A 17,352-nucleotide genomic window follows, 5' to 3' on the forward strand; every position below is an offset into this window, starting at 1 on the left:
TACAATAAACCCATTCCCGTACCGCTGCCGGCGAAGCATCCCACACGCCCGCCGGCCCGGCCATTACTGTCAGTTTTCAGCAAGGAGCACCGTCCAGATGTCCAGCCCTTCCACCCGCTTTGCCAAAATCAGCCTGCTGCTCGCCACCCTGTTTGCCGGCAGCGCCCATGCCGCCCCCAGCGCCGAAGGCATCGTGGTGTACAACGCCCAGCATGAAAGCCTGACCAAATCCTGGGTGGAAGGCTTTACCAAGGAAACCGGCATCAAGGTGACGGTACGCAATGGCAGCGACAGCGAGATGGGCAACCAGATCGTGCAGGAAGGTGCCTCCTCGCCGGCCGATGTCTTTCTGACCGAAAACTCCCCGGCCATGGTGCTGGTGGACAATGCCAAGCTGCTGGCCCCGCTGTCCCCTGCCACGCTGGCCCAGGTTGACCCGGCCTACCGTCCGGCCCAGGGCAAATGGGTGGGCATTGCCGCCCGCTCCACCGTTTTTGTTTACAACAAGAACCGCCTGACGCCACAGGAGCTGCCCAAGTCACTGCTGGACCTGGCCAAGCCGGAATGGAAAGGCCGCTGGGGCGCCGCACCGGCCGGGGCGGACTTCCAGGCGATTGTGAGCGCCCTGCTGGAACAAAAGGGTGAAGCCGCCACGCTGGCCTGGCTGAAAGCCATGAAAACCAATGCCCTGCCCTACAAGGGCAACAGCGTGGTGATGAAGGCGGTGAATGCCAGCCAGATCGATGGCGGCGTGATCTATCACTATTACTATTTCGGCGACCAGAGCAAGACCGGCGAAAACAGCAAGAACACCGCGCTGCACTACTTCAAGCACCAGGATCCGGGTGCCTTTGTCAGCCTGTCCGGTGGCGGCGTGCTGGCTTCGAGCAAGCACAAGGAAGAAGCCCAGGCCTTTCTGAAATGGGTGACCGGCAAGGGTGGCCAGGACATTCTGCGTACCGAGAATTCTTTCGAGTACGCCGTGGGCCTGGGCGCGCAGTCCAACCCCAAGCTGGTGCCGCTGAAGAATCTGGATGCGCCCAAGATCGACGCATCCCGTCTGAACAGCCGCAAGACGGTTGAGCTGATGACCCAGGCCGGCCTGCTGTAACACCATGCCCAGCACGTCATCCAGCACATCGGCTGCCGCCGCGGCGGCCGATACTCTCCATCCCACTACCACCCCGGAGCTGCGGCTGCCGGGGCGGCGGCTGCCACTGTGGCTCAGCGGCAGCTCGCTGCTGGTATCGCTATTGGCCCTGCTACCGCTGGCCTTCATCATTGCCATTTCCATCCAGACCGGCTGGGAGACGGTGGTGCGGCTGGTCTTTCGACCGCGCGTGGGCGAATTGCTGTTCAATACCAGCCTGCTGGTCGTGCTGACGCTGCCACTGTGCGTGGCGCTGGGCATTGCCATGGCCTGGCTGACCGAACGCAGCAATCTGCCAGCGCGGCGCATCTGGTCGGCCCTGGCCATTGCGCCACTGGCCGTACCCGCTTTTGTACACAGTTATGCCTGGATCAGCCTGCTGCCGGCCTTTAACGGCCTGGCGGCGGCGGTGCTGCTGTCGGTCATCGCCTATTTCCCCTTCATTTATCTGCCGGCCGCCGCTGCGCTGCGGCGCATGGACCCGGCGCTGGAGGACAGTGCCGCGGCGCTGGGGCTGGCACCGTGGGCAGTATTCCGCCGCGTCACCCTGCCGCAACTGCGGCTGGCGATCTGGGGCGGCGGCCTGCTGGTCAGCCTGCACCTGCTGGCCGAATATGGCTTGTATGCCATGATCCGCTTCGACACCTTCACCACCGCGATTTTTGACCAGTTCCAGTCCAGCTTTAACGGCCCGGCAGCCAATATGCTGGCCGGCGTGCTGGCCCTGTGCTGTCTGCTGCTGCTCAGCGCCGAAGCTGCCAGCCGCGGTACCGCCCGCTACGCCCGTGTAGGCGCGGGTTCGGCACGCCAGGCTGTACCGGCGCGGCTGGGCTGGCGCTGGGGACTGCCGTCCCTGCTGCTGTGCCTGGCTACGGCGGCACTGACCCTGGGCGTGCCGCTGCTGACCCTGGGCCACTGGCTGTGGGAGGGTGGAAGCGAAGCATGGCACAACGCTGCGCTGTGGCCGGCATTGCGGCAGACCTTGCTGTTTGGCGCTGCCGGGGCGGTGCTGACGGTACTGGCAGCCGTGCCGCTGGCCTGGCTGTCGGTACGCGCGCCCAGCCGCCTGCAACGGCTGCAGGAGGGCTGCAATTACATTACCAGCGCCCTGCCCGGCATCGTCACCGCCCTGGCGCTGGTCACCATCACCATCAACTTTGCCCGGCCGCTATACCAGACGGTGCTCACCATTCTGCTGGCCTATTTGCTGATGTTCCTGCCACGTGCGCTGATCAGCCTGCGCGCCGGCATCGCCCAGGCACCGGCCGAGCTGGAAAATGCCGCCCGCAGCCTGGGCTGCACGCCCGGCAGGGCCTTGTGGCGGGTGACCCTGCGGCTGGCCGCGCCGGGTGCCGCTGCCGGGATGGCCATGGTCTTTCTGGCCATCAGCAACGAGCTGACCGCCACCCTGCTGCTGGCCCCCAATGGCACCCGCACCCTGGCCACCGGCTTCTGGGCCATGACCAGCGAAATCGACTACATCGCCGCGGCGCCCTATGCGCTGCTGATGGTGGTGCTGTCGCTGCCGCTGACCTGGCTGCTCCATTACCATTCCAAACGGACTGCTGGACGATGAGCTCCCTGCATCTGCACCAACTGTGCAAACACTATGGCAGCGTCAAGGCTGTCGATCATGTTTCCCTGCATGCCACCGCCGGCAGCCGGCTGGCCATTGTCGGTCCTTCCGGCTCCGGCAAGACCACCTTGCTGCGCATGATCGCCGGCTTCGAGTTTCCCGATAGCGGCAGCATCAGCCTGAATGGCCAGACCCTGGCCGCCGACGGCCGGGCCCTGCCCGCCCATCTGCGGCGCATCGGTTATGTGGCGCAGGATGGCGCGCTGTTTCCACACCTGACGGTGGCCGACAATATCGGCTTCGGCCTGACTGACAAGGGCCACGCCCGCCAGCAGCGCATTGCCGAGCTGGTAGAGATGGTGGCGCTGGATCAGCACATGCTGCAGCGCTGGCCGCATGAACTGTCCGGCGGCCAGCAGCAGCGCGTGGCGCTGGCGCGGGCGCTGGCCCAGCAGCCGCAGCTGATGTTGCTGGATGAACCCTTCTCGGCACTGGATACCGGCTTGCGCGCCGCCATGCGCCAGATGGTGGCGCAGCTGCTGGGCGAGGCCGGCATCAGCGCCATCCTGGTCACCCACGACCAGGCCGAGGCGCTGTCCTTTGCCGACCAGCTGGCGGTGATGCGTCAGGGAAGGCTGATTCAGTCCGGCACGCCACAGCAGCTATACAGCCAGCCGGCCGACGAGACCACCGCGCTGTTTCTGGGCGAGGCGCTTATCCTGCCGGCGCAGGTCAAGGCCGGCCAGGCACGGTGTGCCCTGGGGGAGATTGCCGTCAATGATGGACAGTTCTGCGGCGCGGGCCGCATCATGCTGCGCCCGGAACAACTGACGCTACAGGCCGAGGCTGGCGCTGCGTCAGCGGTGATGGCGCAAGTGGTGGAGTGTGATTTTGGCGGCCATTCCAGCCTGCTCAGCCTGCGCCTGCCCGAGCTGGCCAGCCCGCTGCAATTGCGCAGTGCCAGCTGGCCGCTGCCAGCGCGTGGCAGCATGGTGGCACTGACGGTGCAAGGCCGCGCCCATTTGCTGCCGGCCTGACCTTGCAGACCGGCGCGGCTCAGTCCTCGCCGTGGGTCTGGTCCCAGAAGCGACGGGTGGCAAACTCATCCGTCGCTTTTTGTTCGCGCCGCGCCTGTAGCAGCTGCTCGCGCTCGCGTTCACGCTCCAGCAGCTTTTCATAGGCCTTGAGCTTTTTATGCTCGTTGCGCCAGGCCTGGCGCTCCATGATGAAACGCTGCTTGGCGAATTCGGTATCGCCCTGCTGGATGCGCACGGCTTCGTCGAGCCGGCCAAGGAATTTCTGAAAGTCCTGCCACTGGGCGATGCTCATGCCCTTCATGCCGCCGGTGGTCAGCCGCTCGCGGTATTCATTGCGGAAATTTTCCAGCTGCTCCTGCCGGCTCATCGCCTCCAGCACCTTGGCCTGTGCCTGACGCATGCGTTCGGCGGCAGCGGCCTGCTTGTCCTCGGCCAGCTTGATCAGGAAGGTGTACTTGCTTTGCGCCATGGCTTAGCCGCTCACGCCAGCACACTGTCCAGCTGCAACTGACTGCTGGTGTAGTCCTGTGACTCATGCATGGGCTGGGTCAGAAAACTGGTCATTTGCAGCTGGCGGCGCATGGCTTCGTCCAGCACCGGGTCAGACCCCGGCACATAGGCACCGACGCTGATCAGGTCGCGGTTGCGCTGATAACGCGAATACAGCTGCTTGAAATAGCGCGCCTGATCCATCTGCTTGGGTGGCACCACGTCCACCATCACCCGGCTGATGGACTGTTCGATGTCGATGGCCGGATAGTGGCCGGCTTCGGCCAGTTCGCGCGACAACACGAAGTGACCGTCCAGAATCGCTCGCGCCGAGTCGGCAATCGGGTCTTGCTGGTCATCGCCTTCGGACAGCACGGTATAGAAGCCGGTAATGGAGCCACCACCGTTGGCGGCATTGCCGGCCCGCTCGATCAGCTGCGGCAGACGGGCAAACACCGAAGGCGGGTAGCCCTTGGTCACCGGCGGCTCGCCAATGGCCAGGGCGATTTCGCGCTGGGCCATGGCGTAACGGGTGACCGAATCCATCAGCAACAGCACATCCTTGCCCTGGGCACGGAAATATTCGGCCAGTGCCGTGGCATACGCGGCACCGTGCAGGCGCATCAGCGGCGGCATGTCGGCCGGGGCGGCCACCACAACGGCGCGGGCGATACCCTCCTCGCCCAGGATGTTTTCGATGAAGTCCTTGACCTCACGCCCCCGCTCACCGATCAGCCCCACCACCACCACATCGGCACGGGTAAAGCGCGCCATCATGCCCAGCAGTACCGATTTGCCGACACCGGAGCCGGCAAACAGGCCCAGCCGCTGGCCGCGCCCCACGGTCAGCAGACCGTTGATGGCGCGCACGCCCACATCCAGCACCTGCTTGACCGGCGAGCGGTCCAGCGGGTTCATCGGCTGGCTGTGCAGGGGGAAATAGGCTTCGGGATGGATGGGCCCCTTGCCGTCCAGCGGCCGGCCCAGCGAATCGAGAATGCGTCCCAGCAGGCCTTCCCCCACCGGCACCTGACGGCCGGCCGGGCCGTTGACGCGAGCCGACACCACATTCTGCCCATAGCAGGGCGGGTGCGATGGCACCAGCGGACGCACCGGGGTGCCGGGCAACAGGCCATGTACATTGGCCAGCGGCATCAGGTAGACGCGGTCGCCGGAGAAACCCACCACTTCGGCTTCCACCACATGCCGGTCGGCCAGTTCCACCTGACAGGCGCTGCCCACTGGCAGCTTGATACCGGTGGCCTCCATCACCATGCCGGTGACGCGCAACAGCCGGCCGCAGGGTTGCCATAGCGCGGCGTCCTGCGCGGCGCGGCCGCAATCGCTCAGAAAGGCGCGTTGTCGATCAATCAGCGAGGTCATCTTGTGCGGCATCCAGCCCCAGTGCACTGCTTAGCGCGGCCAGCCGTGATGCCAGCCGCAGATCCAGCTGCAGCGAGGAGGTATCGATGATGCAGCCACCGCGCTGGATGTGGGCATCTTCTATCCATTGCCATTGGGTTTCCGGTGTTTCCTGTTGCAGGAATTCACGGGCGGCGGCCAGATCGGCCGGATTGACCCGCAGCCGTGCCTGACTCAGGTTGGCAGGCAATTCGCCCAGCACCTGGCGCAGCTGGGCGACGATGGCAGTGTCGCTGTGGGCAATGTGTTCACCGGCCAGCCGCTCGGCCAATTGCAGGGCCAGTTGCAGCAGTGCGCCGGAAAGCTCTTCTTCCACCCTGGCCAGTTCGCGGGCGAAATTGCCGGACAGCTCCTGCAGCGGCGCCCACAGCTGGGCGAACTGTTCGCTGGCCTGATCGTGGCCTTGCTGCATGCCGCGCGCCAGTCCTTCGGCATGGCCGGCCTGCACGCCTTCGTCGTAGCCGGTTTGCCAGGCTTCCTGATGAATGGCTTCCAGTTCGGAGGCGGTGGGATAGCCGACCGCCTCTTCCTGCGCAGCAGCTTCTGCGGCGGCAGCAGCGGCCGCCTCGGCCTGCTCTTCGGCCATTTCAGCGGCAGCCGCCGTGGGAGCCTGCTCCAGATGACGGCGCAAGGCATCCAGCCCGGCCAGCTGGCTGGGGCTGAATTCGCCATCGTCCTGGCTCAGCTCGGCCGGCATCCAGCTGCTCCAGCCTTGCAGCTGCTCGCCCGGAATAATCGGATTATTCGACAAGGCCTTCGTCACCACCCTTGCTGCCTAGCACGATCTGGCCATCGTCGGCCAGCTTGCGTACGACTTTGAGGATTTCCTTCTGTTCGGCCTCGACTTCGGACAGCTTGACCGGTCCCTTGGATTCCAGGTCGTCACGCAGCATTTCGGCAGCACGTTGCGACATATTGCGGAAGATCTTGTCCTTGAGCTCGGCACTGGTGCCCTTGAGCGCCACCACCAGTGAATCGGACTGCACTTCGCGCAGAATGGTCTGGATGGAACGGTCGTCGATGTCGAGGATGTTTTCGAACACAAACATCTTGTCCTGGATGCGCTGTGCCAGTTCCGGGTCGTATTCGCGGATGTAGTTGAGCGCCGAGCCTTCCACATTGGAACCCATGAAGTTGAGGATTTCCGCGGTAAGGCTGATGCCGCCGGAAGCACTCTTCTTGATGCGGTCCGAACCGGACAAGAGCTGGGTGAGCACGTCGTTGAGCTCGCGCAGCGCCTGCGGCTGTACCCCTTCCAGGGTGGCGGTACGGATCAGCACCTCGTTGCGCAAGCGCTCGGGGAAGAAGGCCAGGATGGAGCTGGACAGGTCCGGCTCCAGGTGTACCAGGATGGTGGCGATGATCTGCGGGTGTTCGTGGCGGATCAGGTCGGCCGCCGAGGACGGGTCCATCCACTTCAGGCTTTCGATGCCGCTGTGGTCGTTGCCCTGCATGATCTTGTCCAGCAGGTTGGCCGCCTTGTCCGGCCCCAGCGCCTCGATCAGCACATTGCGCAGGTATTCGTCCGAGGCACCAATGCTGGCGCGGGCCGCACATTCTTCGCGGAATTTGCCGACGATGTCGTCGATCTGGTCGTAGCTCAGATTATTGATGGCCGCCATGGCCAGCGAAATCTTCTGCACTTCCTTGGGACCAAGATACTTGAATACCTCTACCGCCTCGGCCTGACCCAGGCTGAACAGCAGTACGGCACTGCGATGCACACCGTTATCACTCATCGGAGCTGATCCATTCCTTGATGATCTGGGCGGCCATGCGCGGATCAGACTTCACCAGCTCGCGCGCGGCTTCCAGATTAAGGTTGTACTGACGCATCTGGGCATCCTTGGGATTTTCCGGTGTGCCATCGGCATTGGTGCCGGCCGCGGCCTTGCCACCCGCAGCGGCCGCCGCACCGCCTTCATCATCCCCCGCCACCGCCAGCAATCGACCACCGGCATCGGTAAGCGGACGGCCATCGGCGCCCTTCTTGCCGGGCTCCACCGGTTTGACCAGATCCTTGACAATGGGCCGCACCACGCCAAACAGCAAATACAGCACGGCAATGGTGAGCAAGGCGTATTTGATCAGGCTGGAAGCGTTGTTGCTCAGGTAATCGGTCACCTTTTCCTGCATGGTGACCGGCACGGCAGCATCGGCAAAGGCCGCATTCACCACATTCAGCGTATCGCCGCGCTGGCTGTTATAGCCCATGGTCTCCTTGACCAGATTGTTGATCTGCTGGATTTCCTGGGCAGTCAGCGGCGTCGGTTTCACTTCGCCGTTCTTGTCCGGCATCTTGCGATAGTTGACCACCACGGCAGCGGACAGGCGCTTCACCACGCCTTGCGGCATCTTGGTGTGCTGGATGGTCTTGTCCACTTCGTAATTGGTGGTGATGTCGCGTTCCAGCGCGCCGGATTGGCCCATGGCCTGACCGGACAGGGTGGCGGTGCCCGGCGCAGCACCCGGCGGCAGGGTGATCGGTGCGGAAGCACCAGATGGTGGTTGATTGGACAGTGCACCGGGAACCCCGCCGGCATTGGCAGCACCACTACCCAGCCGCTCGACGATCTGCTGGCTGCGGGTGGCGGAGGGATTCGGCGTCGAATTGGGACGGTAGCTTTCCGAAGTCTGCTCTACCTCGGAGAAATCCACATTGGCCGTGACCTGGGCGTGGATATTGCCCTGGCCGAAAATGGGCTCAAGAATGCTTTCGATGCGCTTGACGTAGCCATCTTCCACCTGGCGCACATAGCCCAGCTGGGTCTGGTCCATGCCGGCAGTGTCCTTGTCGGACAGCTTGGACAGCATATTGCCGTCCTGATCCACCACGGTGACATTCTTCACCGGCAGATTGGGCACGGCACTGGACACCAGATGCACGATGCCGGCCACCTGCCCCTGGTCCATGGTGCGACCGCGGAACAGATTGAGCATGACCGATGCGGTGGGCTGCTGCTGGTCGCGCACAAAAACGCTTTGCTTGGGAATGGCAATATGGATGCGGGCAGACTCCACCGAGCCGATGGCTTCGATGGTGCGGGCCAGCTCACCCTCGATGGCACGCTGGTAATTGACCTGTTCGGCAAACTGGCTGATGCCGAATTTCTGGTTGTCCATCAGCTCGAAACCGACACCACCGGCCTTGGGCAGCCCCTGGGCGGCCAGCCGCAGCCGGGCATCGTAGACCTTGTCGGCCGGCACGGACACCGTACCGCCATCCCCCAATTGATAGGGAATGTTCATCTGCTGCAAGGCAGCCGTGACCTGACCGCCATCGCGGTCGGCAATATTGGAAAACAGGATTTTGTAGCTGGGCTGACGATTGAGCACCGCCGCGCCGACAATGACAGAGAAAAGGGCGGCCAAGGCCACCAGGAAGAGGATTTTTTTATTGTTGGGAAGCGACTTGAAACGATCAGACGCATCGTTAAGCCGGGTTCGCCAAACAGGAGTCGCGTTTTGTTCTGCCAGATCAGCCATACAGTGGTTTTAGTTTCAAGTGCAGCCACTGCCGGCAACATGGATATGTATGCGGCCAGGCTACACCTGGGTATTCATGATTTCCTGATAGGCGGACACCAGCTTGTTGCGCGCCTGGACCATGGTCTGGAACGACAGGCTGGCTTTCTGCAAGGAGACCATCACGTCCTGCAGGTTAACCCCCTCATCTCCCAACTCGAACTGCTTCTGCATTTCCTGCGAAGTTTGTTGAGCAGAATTCACCTGCTCAATCGTGGATTTGAGAACATCGGCAAAGTCAACTTGCGACGTGTCCTGCGACTGCGCAGCCGGCTTGCCGCCGGCCAGGGCCGACGCGGCCCGCAGCTCGCTCAACATCTGGTCTACATTATTAATCGACATGGCTACTCCGTACTGCGTACGTCCAGGTCATCCGGATCATCTTCCTGGCCATCTTCCTCGCGGTAGCGCTGCAATTTGTAGCGCAAGGTGCGTTCGCTGATGCCCAGTTTTTCGGCGGCGAGTTTCTTGACCCCTCCAACTGCTGCCAGTGTATCCAGAATATGACGTTTTTCCAGCGTTTTCATGTCGGACTCTGCAGACATGATAGGCGGAACGGTGGTTTCTGTCCGGGTAAGCGGTGTCGAACCGGAAACATCATCCAGCAACAGGTCGGCGGCAATTATTGCCGGTCCGGCGGCAAGAATCACCGCTCGCTGCATGACGTTTTCCAATTCGCGGATGTTACCTTCCCAACTATAGGCCGTCAAATGACGTTCGGCCTCCTCGGAGAGGCTTAATCCGGCACGCCCGGCGGCTTCAGCATATTTCTTAAGCACAAGCCGTGCCAGCGGCAGGATGTCCTCGCGCCGCTCGGCCAGTGCCGGGATGCGCAGCGGGAAAACATTCAGGCGGAAATACAGGTCTTCGCGAAAGCGCCCGGCCTCCACCTCGCCGGCCACATCGCGGTTGGAGGTGGCCAGCACGCGGATATCCAGCTTGATGGTGCGGGTGCTGCCCACCCGCTCCACTTCGCGCTCCTGCAGTACCCGCAGCAGCTTGGCCTGCAGCGACAGCGGCATTTCGGTGACTTCATCCAGCAGGATGGTGCCGCCCTGCGCCTGCTCGAATTTGCCGGGCAAGGCCTGGGCGGCGCCGGTAAACGCGCCCTTTTCGTGACCGAACAGGGTGGATTCCAGCAGATTGTCCGGAATGGCCGCGCAATTTACCGCCACAAAAGGGCCGTCGTGCCGTCTGGAATGCCGGTGGATGTAACGCGCCAACACTTCCTTGCCGGCGCCGCTGGGGCCGGTGATCATCACGCTGGCATCGCTGCCGGCCACGCGGCTGGCCAGTGCCAGCAGCTGGCGCATTTGCGGTGATTCCGCCACGGCTTCGTCGCGTTCGCTGTCCGGCAGCTTGAGAATGTGCTTTTCCACTTCGGCAATCAGGCTGGCCGGCTCGAAGGGCTTGAGCAGGTAGTGGGTGGCGCCGGCCCGCAGCAATTCGATGGCGCGCTCGATGATGCCGTAGGCAGTCATCAGGATGAAGGGCACGCCGGGATAACGTGTTTTTACTTCTTCAAACAGGCTATAACCATCCATCGGCGCCATTTGCGCATCGGAAATGATCAGCCCCACCGGGGTTTTCTTCAGCTGCTGCAGGGCGGCGCTGCCATCTCCGGCTTCCAGCGTGGGATAACCGGCCAGGCTGAGGGTATCGACAATGGCTTCACGCAGGTCGGCGTCGTCTTCGACTACAAGAATGGGCAACTTCATCGCGGATTTCTATACGGTAGGCTGGCGTTGGGCAACCAGCGTGACAAGACGGCTGGCAATGGCGGTGAGCGGCAGGATCTCGTGCTGGCTCTTGAGCGCGATGGCTTCCTTGGGCATGCCGAACACCACGCAACTGGCTTCGTCCTGGGCAATATTGTAGGCACCGGCTTCTTTCAGTTCCAGCATGCCTTGTGCACCATCCCGCCCCATGCCGGTGAGAATGACGCCGATACAGTTTTTGCCAGCCAGATTGGCCGCCGAGCGGAACAGGACATCGACCGAGGGCCGGTGACGATTGACCGGCGGACCTTGATGCAGCGCGGTGGCATAGCCGATGGTGGCGGCAGACTTGAGCAGCAGGTGGGAGTGGCCAGGGGCGATATACACCGTGCCGGCTTGCAGGCGCTCGCCATCCTCGGCTTCCTTTACCTGCAGCTGGCACAGCGAATCCAGCCTGGCGGCAAAGGATTTGGTAAACAGCTCGGGCATGTGCTGGGTGACCAGAATGGGCGGCATGGTGGCTGGCAGCGCGCTGAGCAGCACGCGCAAGGCTTCGGTGCCGCCGGTGGACGAACCGATCACGATGACGGTCTGGCGTGCCAGCGGGGTGCGTCCGGTCTGGCGTGGCAGGATGACATCTGCGTTATGGCTGGGTACCACTTCCATTGGTACAAATGGTTCCCGGGAGAACTGTCCCATTTATTTCCTTGCAAACATGCCGGTCATGCCGGCTTTATCCAGGTGTCTAGCTTAAAGCCCCACCCGTCTTATGCCAAGATAATCAGTCGGCCGCCGCACGCAGCGTTTGCCGCAGCTGATCCACCCACAGCGCACTCGCCTGTTCGATCAGGTCCAGCACCCGGTCAAAACCGCCGGGGCCGCCATAGTAGGGATCGGGGACTTCCAGGGTCGGCTGCTGCGCCAGTGGCGCCAGCATGAAATCCAGCCGGGCCTTGCTGCCGGGCGGACACAGTGCGCGCAAGGCGGCCATATTGGCGCGGTCGGCCGCCAGGATCAGATCAAAGCGTTGAAAATCGGCCGCTGTCACCTGCCGGGCACGCTGCGCCGACAGATCGTAACCACGTTGCAAGGCCGCCTTGCAGCTGCGCGGGTCTGGTGCTTCACCGATATGGTAGGCATGGGTGCCGGCCGAATCCACCGTCACCAGCCCGTCCAGCCCGGCCTGCTGCACATGGGCGCGCAGCACGCCTTCGGCGGTGGGTGAGCGGCAGATATTGCCCATGCAAACCATCAGGACTGCGTAGTGTTGTTTCATGTCGGGCTCTACTCCATGCGGGCTGCGTTGCCGCCACCTGCTTTCACCATAAACCAATCAGCGCTTGCCGGCTGCCGAAGTCTGGTCCGCCACGGGCCAGTAACGGGCCGCCCAGGCCTGCTGCCCGGCGGCATCCCAGAAGCTCCAGGCCAGCAGCCGGCTGCGTTTCTGCCCCTGTGCCATGTCCAGCACCCGGCTTTGCTTGACGCCGGCCTCACGCAGGACGTGGCGCAAGGCCGGCAGGCTGTCGGCGCTGGACAGCAGGCTGGTGAACCAGCAGCAGCGCCGGGCAAAGCGCACACTTTCGCCTATCATGCTGGCCACAAAAGCCTGTTCGCCACCGGGATAACATAATTCGTTTTCCTGCCCGCCAAAGTTCAGTAGCGGCTGGCGGCCCTCCGCTTGCCCGCCCTTGCCCAGATTGCGCCATTTGCGCTGGCTGCCGGCAGCGGCTGCCGCCCGCGAGGCATGAAAAGGCGGATTGCACATGGTGACATCGAAATGCTCGCCACTGGCGATGATGTGGCTGAACATGCGGTCAGCATGCGGCTGGTGACGCAATTCGATATGCGCGGCAAAGGCCGGATTGGCCGCCAGAATGGCCTGGCAATTGGCCAGCGCCACCTTGTCGATATCCGCACCCACGCAGCTCCAGCCATATTCGGCATGGGCCAGCAGGGGGTAGATGGCATTGGCGCCCACGCCGATGTCCAGCAGCCGGATGGCATGGCCTTGCGGCAGGCGGCCTTGCTGGCATTCGGCCAGCAGGTCGGCCAGGCAATGCACATAGTCGGCCCGCCCCGGAATGGGCGGGCACAGATAGGCGGCCGGGATGTCCCAGTCGTCAATGCCATACCAGTCGGCCAGCAGCGCGCGGTTGAGCAGCCTGACCGACTGCGGGTTGGCAAAGTCTATGCTGGGCAAGCCATGGGCATTGGGCCGCACATGGCTTTTGAGTGCGGGGCAGGCCTCAAGCAGCCGGGCAAAATCATATTGACCCCGGTGGCGGTTGCGCGGGTGCAGGCGCGGTGCTGGCGACCGCGCCTGGGCATGCGGTTTGGCTGGCATGCAGACTCCTTGATACGGCAATACGGCGAAAAGCCGGCATTGTGCCAGCAATCGGCAGCGGCGTCCGATCCGCGCCCGCCACGCTGTGGTTCAGGGCAGCTTGGGCGCCGGCTGCGTGTCGTAGCGGGCTTCGATCTCGCGATAGGCGCCGCTCTGGCGCAGCAGGGCCAGACCACGGTCGAAGTTGTCGCGCTGCCATGGGTAACGAAAAGCCATCTGGTAGGGAGTGGGGCCAAACAGCGGATAGGCGGTGACCGGTGGCAGCCGCCCCTGTTCGGCGCTGATCTCCTGGGTGAAATGGCTGATGATGCGCCAGTCCCCCACGATGACATCGACGCGGCCGGCATACAGCAGGCGGTTGCGGATGATCTGATCGCCCTCTTCGCGGTAGCGGGTATTGGCACTGGCCATGGCTTCGAATGCAGGGCCCAGCAGTTGGCGCGCACGCTGGAAGCTGCTGATGGAATAGCGCTGCAGATCATTGATGTCGCGAATCGTCAGCTGGCGCTGGGCCAGGGCCACCGCCACATTGTGGTATTCCAGGTAGGGCTGGGAAAAATAGGCATGCAGCCCGCTGTAGGGATTGGTGGTGGCGATGCCGTCCAGCCGCCCTTGCTGCAACATGCTTTGCAGGCGCTCCATGGGTGCAAAGAATGGTTTCACTTCCATGCCGGCGCGCCGGGCGGCCTCCACCACGATGTCCAGCTCCAGCCCACGACGCTCGGCCTCGAAGACATAGGGTGGCTTGTTGCTGCCAAAGCCGATCTGCAACACCACGCCATTGGCCGGCAAGGCCAGCACCGGCATGCCAAACACCATCCAGCAACATCCCAGCAATACTCTGCCCAGTCTTGTCATCAGCTGCACTGCCTTGCTCTGCGCCGGTCGCCGTCATCGTCAGATGACCGGTCCGTCGCCCAGTTGTCGCCACAGTCCCTGCAGTTGCCACTGCCGGCACCATCCTTCCAGTTCTGCTGCCGGCATGGGCCGGGCAATGCCATAGCCCTGCACCAGGCGGCAGCCCATCTGCAGCAGCACCGCGCCATGCGCCATGGTTTCCACGCCTTCGGCAATCACCTGCCGCTGGAACACATCCGCCAGCTGGATGACACTGGCGACGATGCCCAGATCGTCGACATCTTCCAGCATGCCGGATACAAAGCTCTGATCAATCTTCAGCGTATCCAGTGGCAGCTTGCGCAAGTATGTCAGCGAGGAATAGCCGGTGCCGAAGTCGTCCAGGGCGAAGTGCACGCCCAGTGCGCGGCATTGCTGCAGCACGGCCAGGGCCTGGTCCATGTCGGCCAGGGCCGCCGATTCCAGCACTTCCAGTTCCAGCCGTGCCGGTGGCAGCTGCGGGTAACGTTGCAATGCCTGCTGCAGATGCGGGTAAAAATCGGCATGCAACAAGTAATTGGCACTGACATTGATGCTGATTGCCATGTCCAGACCCTGCGCCTGCCAGCGGGCGGCTTGCGCCACGCCTTCATCCAGCACCCAGCGGCCAAAGGCGGTTTCCAGCTCGCTGCCCTGCAAGGTGGGCAGGAAGGCGGCCGGGGCCAGCAAGCCGCGCTCGGGATGCTGCCAGCGGATCAGCGCTTCCACCCCGATGATGCGGCCGCTGCCCAGGTCGACCTTGGGCTGGTAATACAGCAGGAATTGTTGCTGTTGCAGGGCCAGTTCCAGCGATTCCAGCGTGCGGCGGTGCAGCTGGGCCTTGCGGTCGCTTTCCGGGTCAAACAGCTGGTAGCGGTTCTTGCCGGAGGTCTTGGCCTGGTACATGGCCTGATCGGCGTGGCGCAGCAGGGTGTCGGCATCGGCATCATCCAGTGGGTAGAGGGTAACGCCGACGCTGGCACTGGTGCTGATGCTTGCCGCCGCCAGGCTGACTTCCTGGCGCACTGCGCTGAGTACGCGATCAAGCACCGGGATGCATTCATCATTACCTTCCAGCCCGCACAGCAGCAGGACAAATTCGTCACCACCCAGTCGCGCCAGCGTATCATCGGCGCGCAGCACCGATTTGAGCCGCTCGGTCACCGCAATCAGCAGCTGGTCGCCGGCTTCGTGGCCGTGCAGGTCGTTGACGGCCTTGAAGCCATCCAGATCCAGAAAACACACCGCGCAGGGCTTGCCGCTGCGCCGGCTGCGGATCAGCGCCTGCTCCAGCCGGTCGGACAGCAGGCGGCGATTGGGCACTCCGGTCAGCGGGTCAAAATTGGCGATGCGATTGAGCTCTGCTTCGTGCGCCTTCAACTGGGTGATATCGGAAAATATGCCGATATAGTGCTGGATCTGGCCAAACTGGTCGCGCACGACCGAGATCGACAGCAGCTCGGCGTACAGATCGCCACTCTTGCGCCGGTTCCAGATTTCACCACGCCAGAAATCATGCTGCCGCACCATGGACCACAATTCCTGATAGAAGGCCGGCCCGTGCTGGCCGGAGGACAGGATGGCCGGCGAGCGGCCGATGGCTTCCTCTTCGCTGTAGCCGGTGATGCGGGTAAACGCCGCATTGACCTTGGTCATCAGTCCGCTCGGCGACACCACCATGATGCCTTCGTAGCTGCTGTCGAACACGATGGCCGCTTCTTTCTGCGCCAGCGCGTAAATCTTGTGTTCGGTGATGTCGGTATGCGTGCCGGACATCATCAGCGGCCGGCCCTGGCCATCGAGCTCCACCACCCTGCCCCGCGACAGTATCCAGCGCCAGCCACCGGCCTGACTGCGGCAGCGCATTTCCATTTCATAAGCCGGGGTCTGCCCTGCCAGATGACGCTGCAAGGCCGCTTCCACCTGCGGATAATCTTCCGGATGGATAAGGCCCAGCCAGACCTGGCGGGTAATGTCACCGCTGTCCGGCGGATAGCCCAGCATTTCCTTCCAGCGCTGGCTGACCTGGAAATCGTCGGTCTGGATATTCCAGTCCCAGTACCCCTGGTCGGAGCCTTCCAGCACCCGCGCCAGCTGCTGCTCACGCCGCAGCAGCGTCTGCTCGGCCTGCTTGTTGTGGCTGATGTCGCGCGAAATGCCGAACAGGCCCACCACCTGCCCATCGGCATCGAATACCGGCCCCTTGCTCACCTGGAACACCAGCTCGGAGCCGTCCTGCAGCCGCAGGAACTCTTCGTGTGTGTGCAGCTTGCCGTCGCGCATGATGGCATCATCCAGCGTCATCAGCTCGGCGGCGGAGGCGGCATCAAACAATGCGCGGTCATCCTCGCCGATAATGGCGCTCACCGTACGCCCCACCATGCGGGCGGCAGCGGCATTCACCATCAGGTAGCGCCCCTGCCGGTCCTTGACGAAAATCGCGTCCGGGGTACCGGCCACCACCGCTTCCAGCAGATTGCGATGGGTTTCATTGCGCCTGGCCAGCTGGCGCAGCATGCCGCTGAACAAACTGACGGCCGCGCCGCACAAGGCGAGAAAACCCCATTGCAAGGTCGTGAACGGCTCGGCGGCGCTGCTGTGAAAATGCGGCCTGGCCAGCCAGTCCACCCCGGCCACCGTCAGCGCGGTCGCCAGCAGCCCCGGCCCCATGCCACCCAGCAAGGCACTGAGGATGATGGGGAACATGAACATGATGAGCATGGGCCGCTGGTACACGCTGATTGGCAGCTGCTGGCGCAGGCCCAGCACCGCCAGCGCCAGCAGCATGGCAAACAGATAGCCCAGCCAGGGGGCGATGCGGACATGGCCCACGCGCTCGGCCCAGTTTTCCAGCAAGCCCGCCGCTGGCGACGGTTCTGCCGCCGGCACGGCGCGCAGGGAAAAATACAGCATGACGGTGGTGATCAGGACGAACACGCCACCTTTGTAGGTGGACAGCAGACGCATGGTGTCCGCATCGGCCAGCAGGCTGAGCAGGCTGTCCGACAGCAGGATCCACAGCATGGCCAGCACGCCATAGGCGATGACAACCAGGCGGATATAACGATTACGCACAGACGCGACCATGCCAGCCATGACCTTGAACGGTGAAGGGACTGCCTCGAAAAGGCCGGCCCGACCCTGACGGCCTTGCAGTCAACAGGCGGGCGGACCATGCGGAAAATGCATGCCAGAAACCGCTGATTATTTATGTA

The 17,352-nt window shown here is 63.2% G+C and carries 15 protein-coding genes; 3 read left to right on the top strand and 12 right to left on the bottom strand.

Annotation, left to right across the window (positions count from 1 at the left end):
• Positions 1 to 97: 97 nt before the first annotated feature.
• The 3 genes from JHD64_RS07415 to JHD64_RS07425 are packed head-to-tail and all read left to right on the top strand — an operon-like array spanning position 98 to position 3,763.
• Complete coding sequence (locus JHD64_RS07415; RefSeq protein WP_110312997.1) at positions 98 to 1,111, top strand: iron ABC transporter substrate-binding protein; 1,014 nt, start codon at positions 98 to 100, stop codon at positions 1,109 to 1,111.
• Positions 1,112 to 1,115: 4 nt separating this feature from the next.
• Complete coding sequence (locus tag JHD64_RS07420) at positions 1,116 to 2,726, top strand: iron ABC transporter permease (RefSeq protein WP_199052801.1); 1,611 nt, start codon at positions 1,116 to 1,118, stop codon at positions 2,724 to 2,726.
• Positions 2,723 to 3,763, top strand: coding sequence for an ABC transporter ATP-binding protein (locus JHD64_RS07425; protein ID WP_199052802.1), 1,041 nt, complete (start codon positions 2,723 to 2,725; stop codon positions 3,761 to 3,763). The genes JHD64_RS07420 and JHD64_RS07425 overlap by 4 nt, the downstream gene beginning before the upstream one ends.
• Before the next feature lie 19 nt (positions 3,764 to 3,782).
• Here the strand turns inward: JHD64_RS07425 and fliJ are convergent, their stop codons facing one another.
• The 12 genes from fliJ to JHD64_RS07485 form a co-directional block, all read right to left on the bottom strand.
• Positions 3,783 to 4,232: a flagellar export protein FliJ gene (gene fliJ, locus JHD64_RS07430; RefSeq protein ID WP_199052803.1), complete on the bottom strand. Its 450-nt coding sequence runs from the start codon at positions 4,230 to 4,232 to the stop codon at positions 3,783 to 3,785.
• Positions 4,233 to 4,243: 11 nt separating this feature from the next.
• On the bottom strand, positions 4,244 to 5,635 hold the full coding sequence (fliI, locus tag JHD64_RS07435) for a flagellar protein export ATPase FliI (protein ID WP_199052804.1): 1,392 nt from the start codon (positions 5,633 to 5,635) through the stop codon (positions 4,244 to 4,246).
• The gene (locus JHD64_RS07440) at positions 5,619 to 6,437 is read right to left on the bottom strand and encodes a FliH/SctL family protein (protein ID WP_239688681.1); all 819 of its coding nucleotides are present in this window, start codon (positions 6,435 to 6,437) and stop codon (positions 5,619 to 5,621) included. Before JHD64_RS07440 ends, fliI begins: the two co-directional genes overlap by 17 nt.
• Complete coding sequence (gene fliG / locus JHD64_RS07445; RefSeq protein WP_059286226.1) at positions 6,415 to 7,413, bottom strand: flagellar motor switch protein FliG; 999 nt, start codon at positions 7,411 to 7,413, stop codon at positions 6,415 to 6,417. Before fliG ends, JHD64_RS07440 begins: the two co-directional genes overlap by 23 nt.
• Positions 7,406 to 9,160: a flagellar basal-body MS-ring/collar protein FliF gene (gene fliF, locus JHD64_RS07450; RefSeq protein WP_059286227.1), complete on the bottom strand. Its 1,755-nt coding sequence runs from the start codon at positions 9,158 to 9,160 to the stop codon at positions 7,406 to 7,408. The genes fliG and fliF overlap by 8 nt, the downstream gene beginning before the upstream one ends.
• 60 nt (positions 9,161 to 9,220) lie before the next feature.
• Positions 9,221 to 9,541: a flagellar hook-basal body complex protein FliE gene (gene fliE, locus JHD64_RS07455; RefSeq protein WP_059286228.1), complete on the bottom strand. Its 321-nt coding sequence runs from the start codon at positions 9,539 to 9,541 to the stop codon at positions 9,221 to 9,223.
• Between the two features lie 2 nt (positions 9,542 to 9,543).
• Positions 9,544 to 10,917 carry a sigma-54 dependent transcriptional regulator gene (locus tag JHD64_RS07460; RefSeq protein ID WP_199052805.1) on the bottom strand — a complete coding sequence of 458 codons (1,374 nt, stop codon included), beginning with the start codon at positions 10,915 to 10,917 and terminating at the stop codon, positions 9,544 to 9,546.
• A gap of 9 nt (positions 10,918 to 10,926) precedes the next feature.
• A complete protein-coding gene (locus JHD64_RS07465; protein ID WP_199052806.1) occupies positions 10,927 to 11,616 on the bottom strand; it encodes a chemotaxis protein CheB in 690 nt (229 codons plus the stop codon).
• Between the two features lie 82 nt (positions 11,617 to 11,698).
• Positions 11,699 to 12,193, bottom strand: coding sequence for a low molecular weight protein-tyrosine-phosphatase (locus tag JHD64_RS07470; protein ID WP_233170387.1), 495 nt, complete (start codon positions 12,191 to 12,193; stop codon positions 11,699 to 11,701).
• A 57-nt stretch (positions 12,194 to 12,250) separates the two neighbouring features.
• Positions 12,251 to 13,261, bottom strand: a complete 1,011-nt coding sequence (rlmF, locus tag JHD64_RS07475; RefSeq protein ID WP_199052807.1) for a 23S rRNA (adenine(1618)-N(6))-methyltransferase RlmF — start codon at positions 13,259 to 13,261, stop codon at positions 12,251 to 12,253.
• Positions 13,262 to 13,351: 90 nt separating this feature from the next.
• On the bottom strand, positions 13,352 to 14,080 hold the full coding sequence (locus tag JHD64_RS07480) for an ABC transporter substrate-binding protein (RefSeq protein WP_199052808.1): 729 nt from the start codon (positions 14,078 to 14,080) through the stop codon (positions 13,352 to 13,354).
• A gap of 78 nt (positions 14,081 to 14,158) precedes the next feature.
• Positions 14,159 to 17,224 carry a bifunctional diguanylate cyclase/phosphodiesterase gene (locus tag JHD64_RS07485; RefSeq protein ID WP_199052809.1) on the bottom strand — a complete coding sequence of 1,022 codons (3,066 nt, stop codon included), beginning with the start codon at positions 17,222 to 17,224 and terminating at the stop codon, positions 14,159 to 14,161.
• Positions 17,225 to 17,352 lie beyond the last annotated feature (128 nt).

It is taken from the genome of Aquitalea sp. ASV15, from assembly GCF_016429115.1.
Lineage (GTDB): Bacteria > Pseudomonadota > Gammaproteobacteria > Burkholderiales > Chromobacteriaceae > Aquitalea > Aquitalea magnusonii.

Bases quoted from the DNA above. Each gene is read 5' to 3' on its own strand.
- JHD64_RS07415 (WP_110312997.1), top strand. From the start codon at position 98: ATGTCCAGCCCTTCCACCCGCTTTGCCAAAATCAGCCTGCTGCTCGCC.
- JHD64_RS07420 (WP_199052801.1), top strand. From the start codon at position 1,116: ATGCCCAGCACGTCATCCAGCACATCGGCTGCCGCCGCGGCGGCCGAT.
- JHD64_RS07425 (WP_199052802.1), top strand. From the start codon at position 2,723: ATGAGCTCCCTGCATCTGCACCAACTGTGCAAACACTATGGCAGCGTC.
- fliJ (WP_199052803.1), bottom strand. From the start codon at position 4,232: ATGGCGCAAAGCAAGTACACCTTCCTGATCAAGCTGGCCGAGGACAAG.
- fliI (WP_199052804.1), bottom strand. From the start codon at position 5,635: ATGACCTCGCTGATTGATCGACAACGCGCCTTTCTGAGCGATTGCGGC.
- fliG (WP_059286226.1), bottom strand. From the start codon at position 7,413: ATGAGTGATAACGGTGTGCATCGCAGTGCCGTACTGCTGTTCAGCCTG.
- fliF (WP_059286227.1), bottom strand. From the start codon at position 9,160: ATGGCTGATCTGGCAGAACAAAACGCGACTCCTGTTTGGCGAACCCGG.
- fliE (WP_059286228.1), bottom strand. From the start codon at position 9,541: ATGTCGATTAATAATGTAGACCAGATGTTGAGCGAGCTGCGGGCCGCG.
- JHD64_RS07460 (WP_199052805.1), bottom strand. From the start codon at position 10,917: ATGAAGTTGCCCATTCTTGTAGTCGAAGACGACGCCGACCTGCGTGAA.
- JHD64_RS07465 (WP_199052806.1), bottom strand. From the start codon at position 11,616: ATGGGACAGTTCTCCCGGGAACCATTTGTACCAATGGAAGTGGTACCC.
- JHD64_RS07470 (WP_233170387.1), bottom strand. From the start codon at position 12,193: ATGAAACAACACTACGCAGTCCTGATGGTTTGCATGGGCAATATCTGC.
- rlmF (WP_199052807.1), bottom strand. From the start codon at position 13,261: ATGCCAGCCAAACCGCATGCCCAGGCGCGGTCGCCAGCACCGCGCCTG.
- JHD64_RS07480 (WP_199052808.1), bottom strand. From the start codon at position 14,080: ATGGTGTTTGGCATGCCGGTGCTGGCCTTGCCGGCCAATGGCGTGGTG.
- JHD64_RS07485 (WP_199052809.1), bottom strand. From the start codon at position 17,224: ATGGTCGCGTCTGTGCGTAATCGTTATATCCGCCTGGTTGTCATCGCC.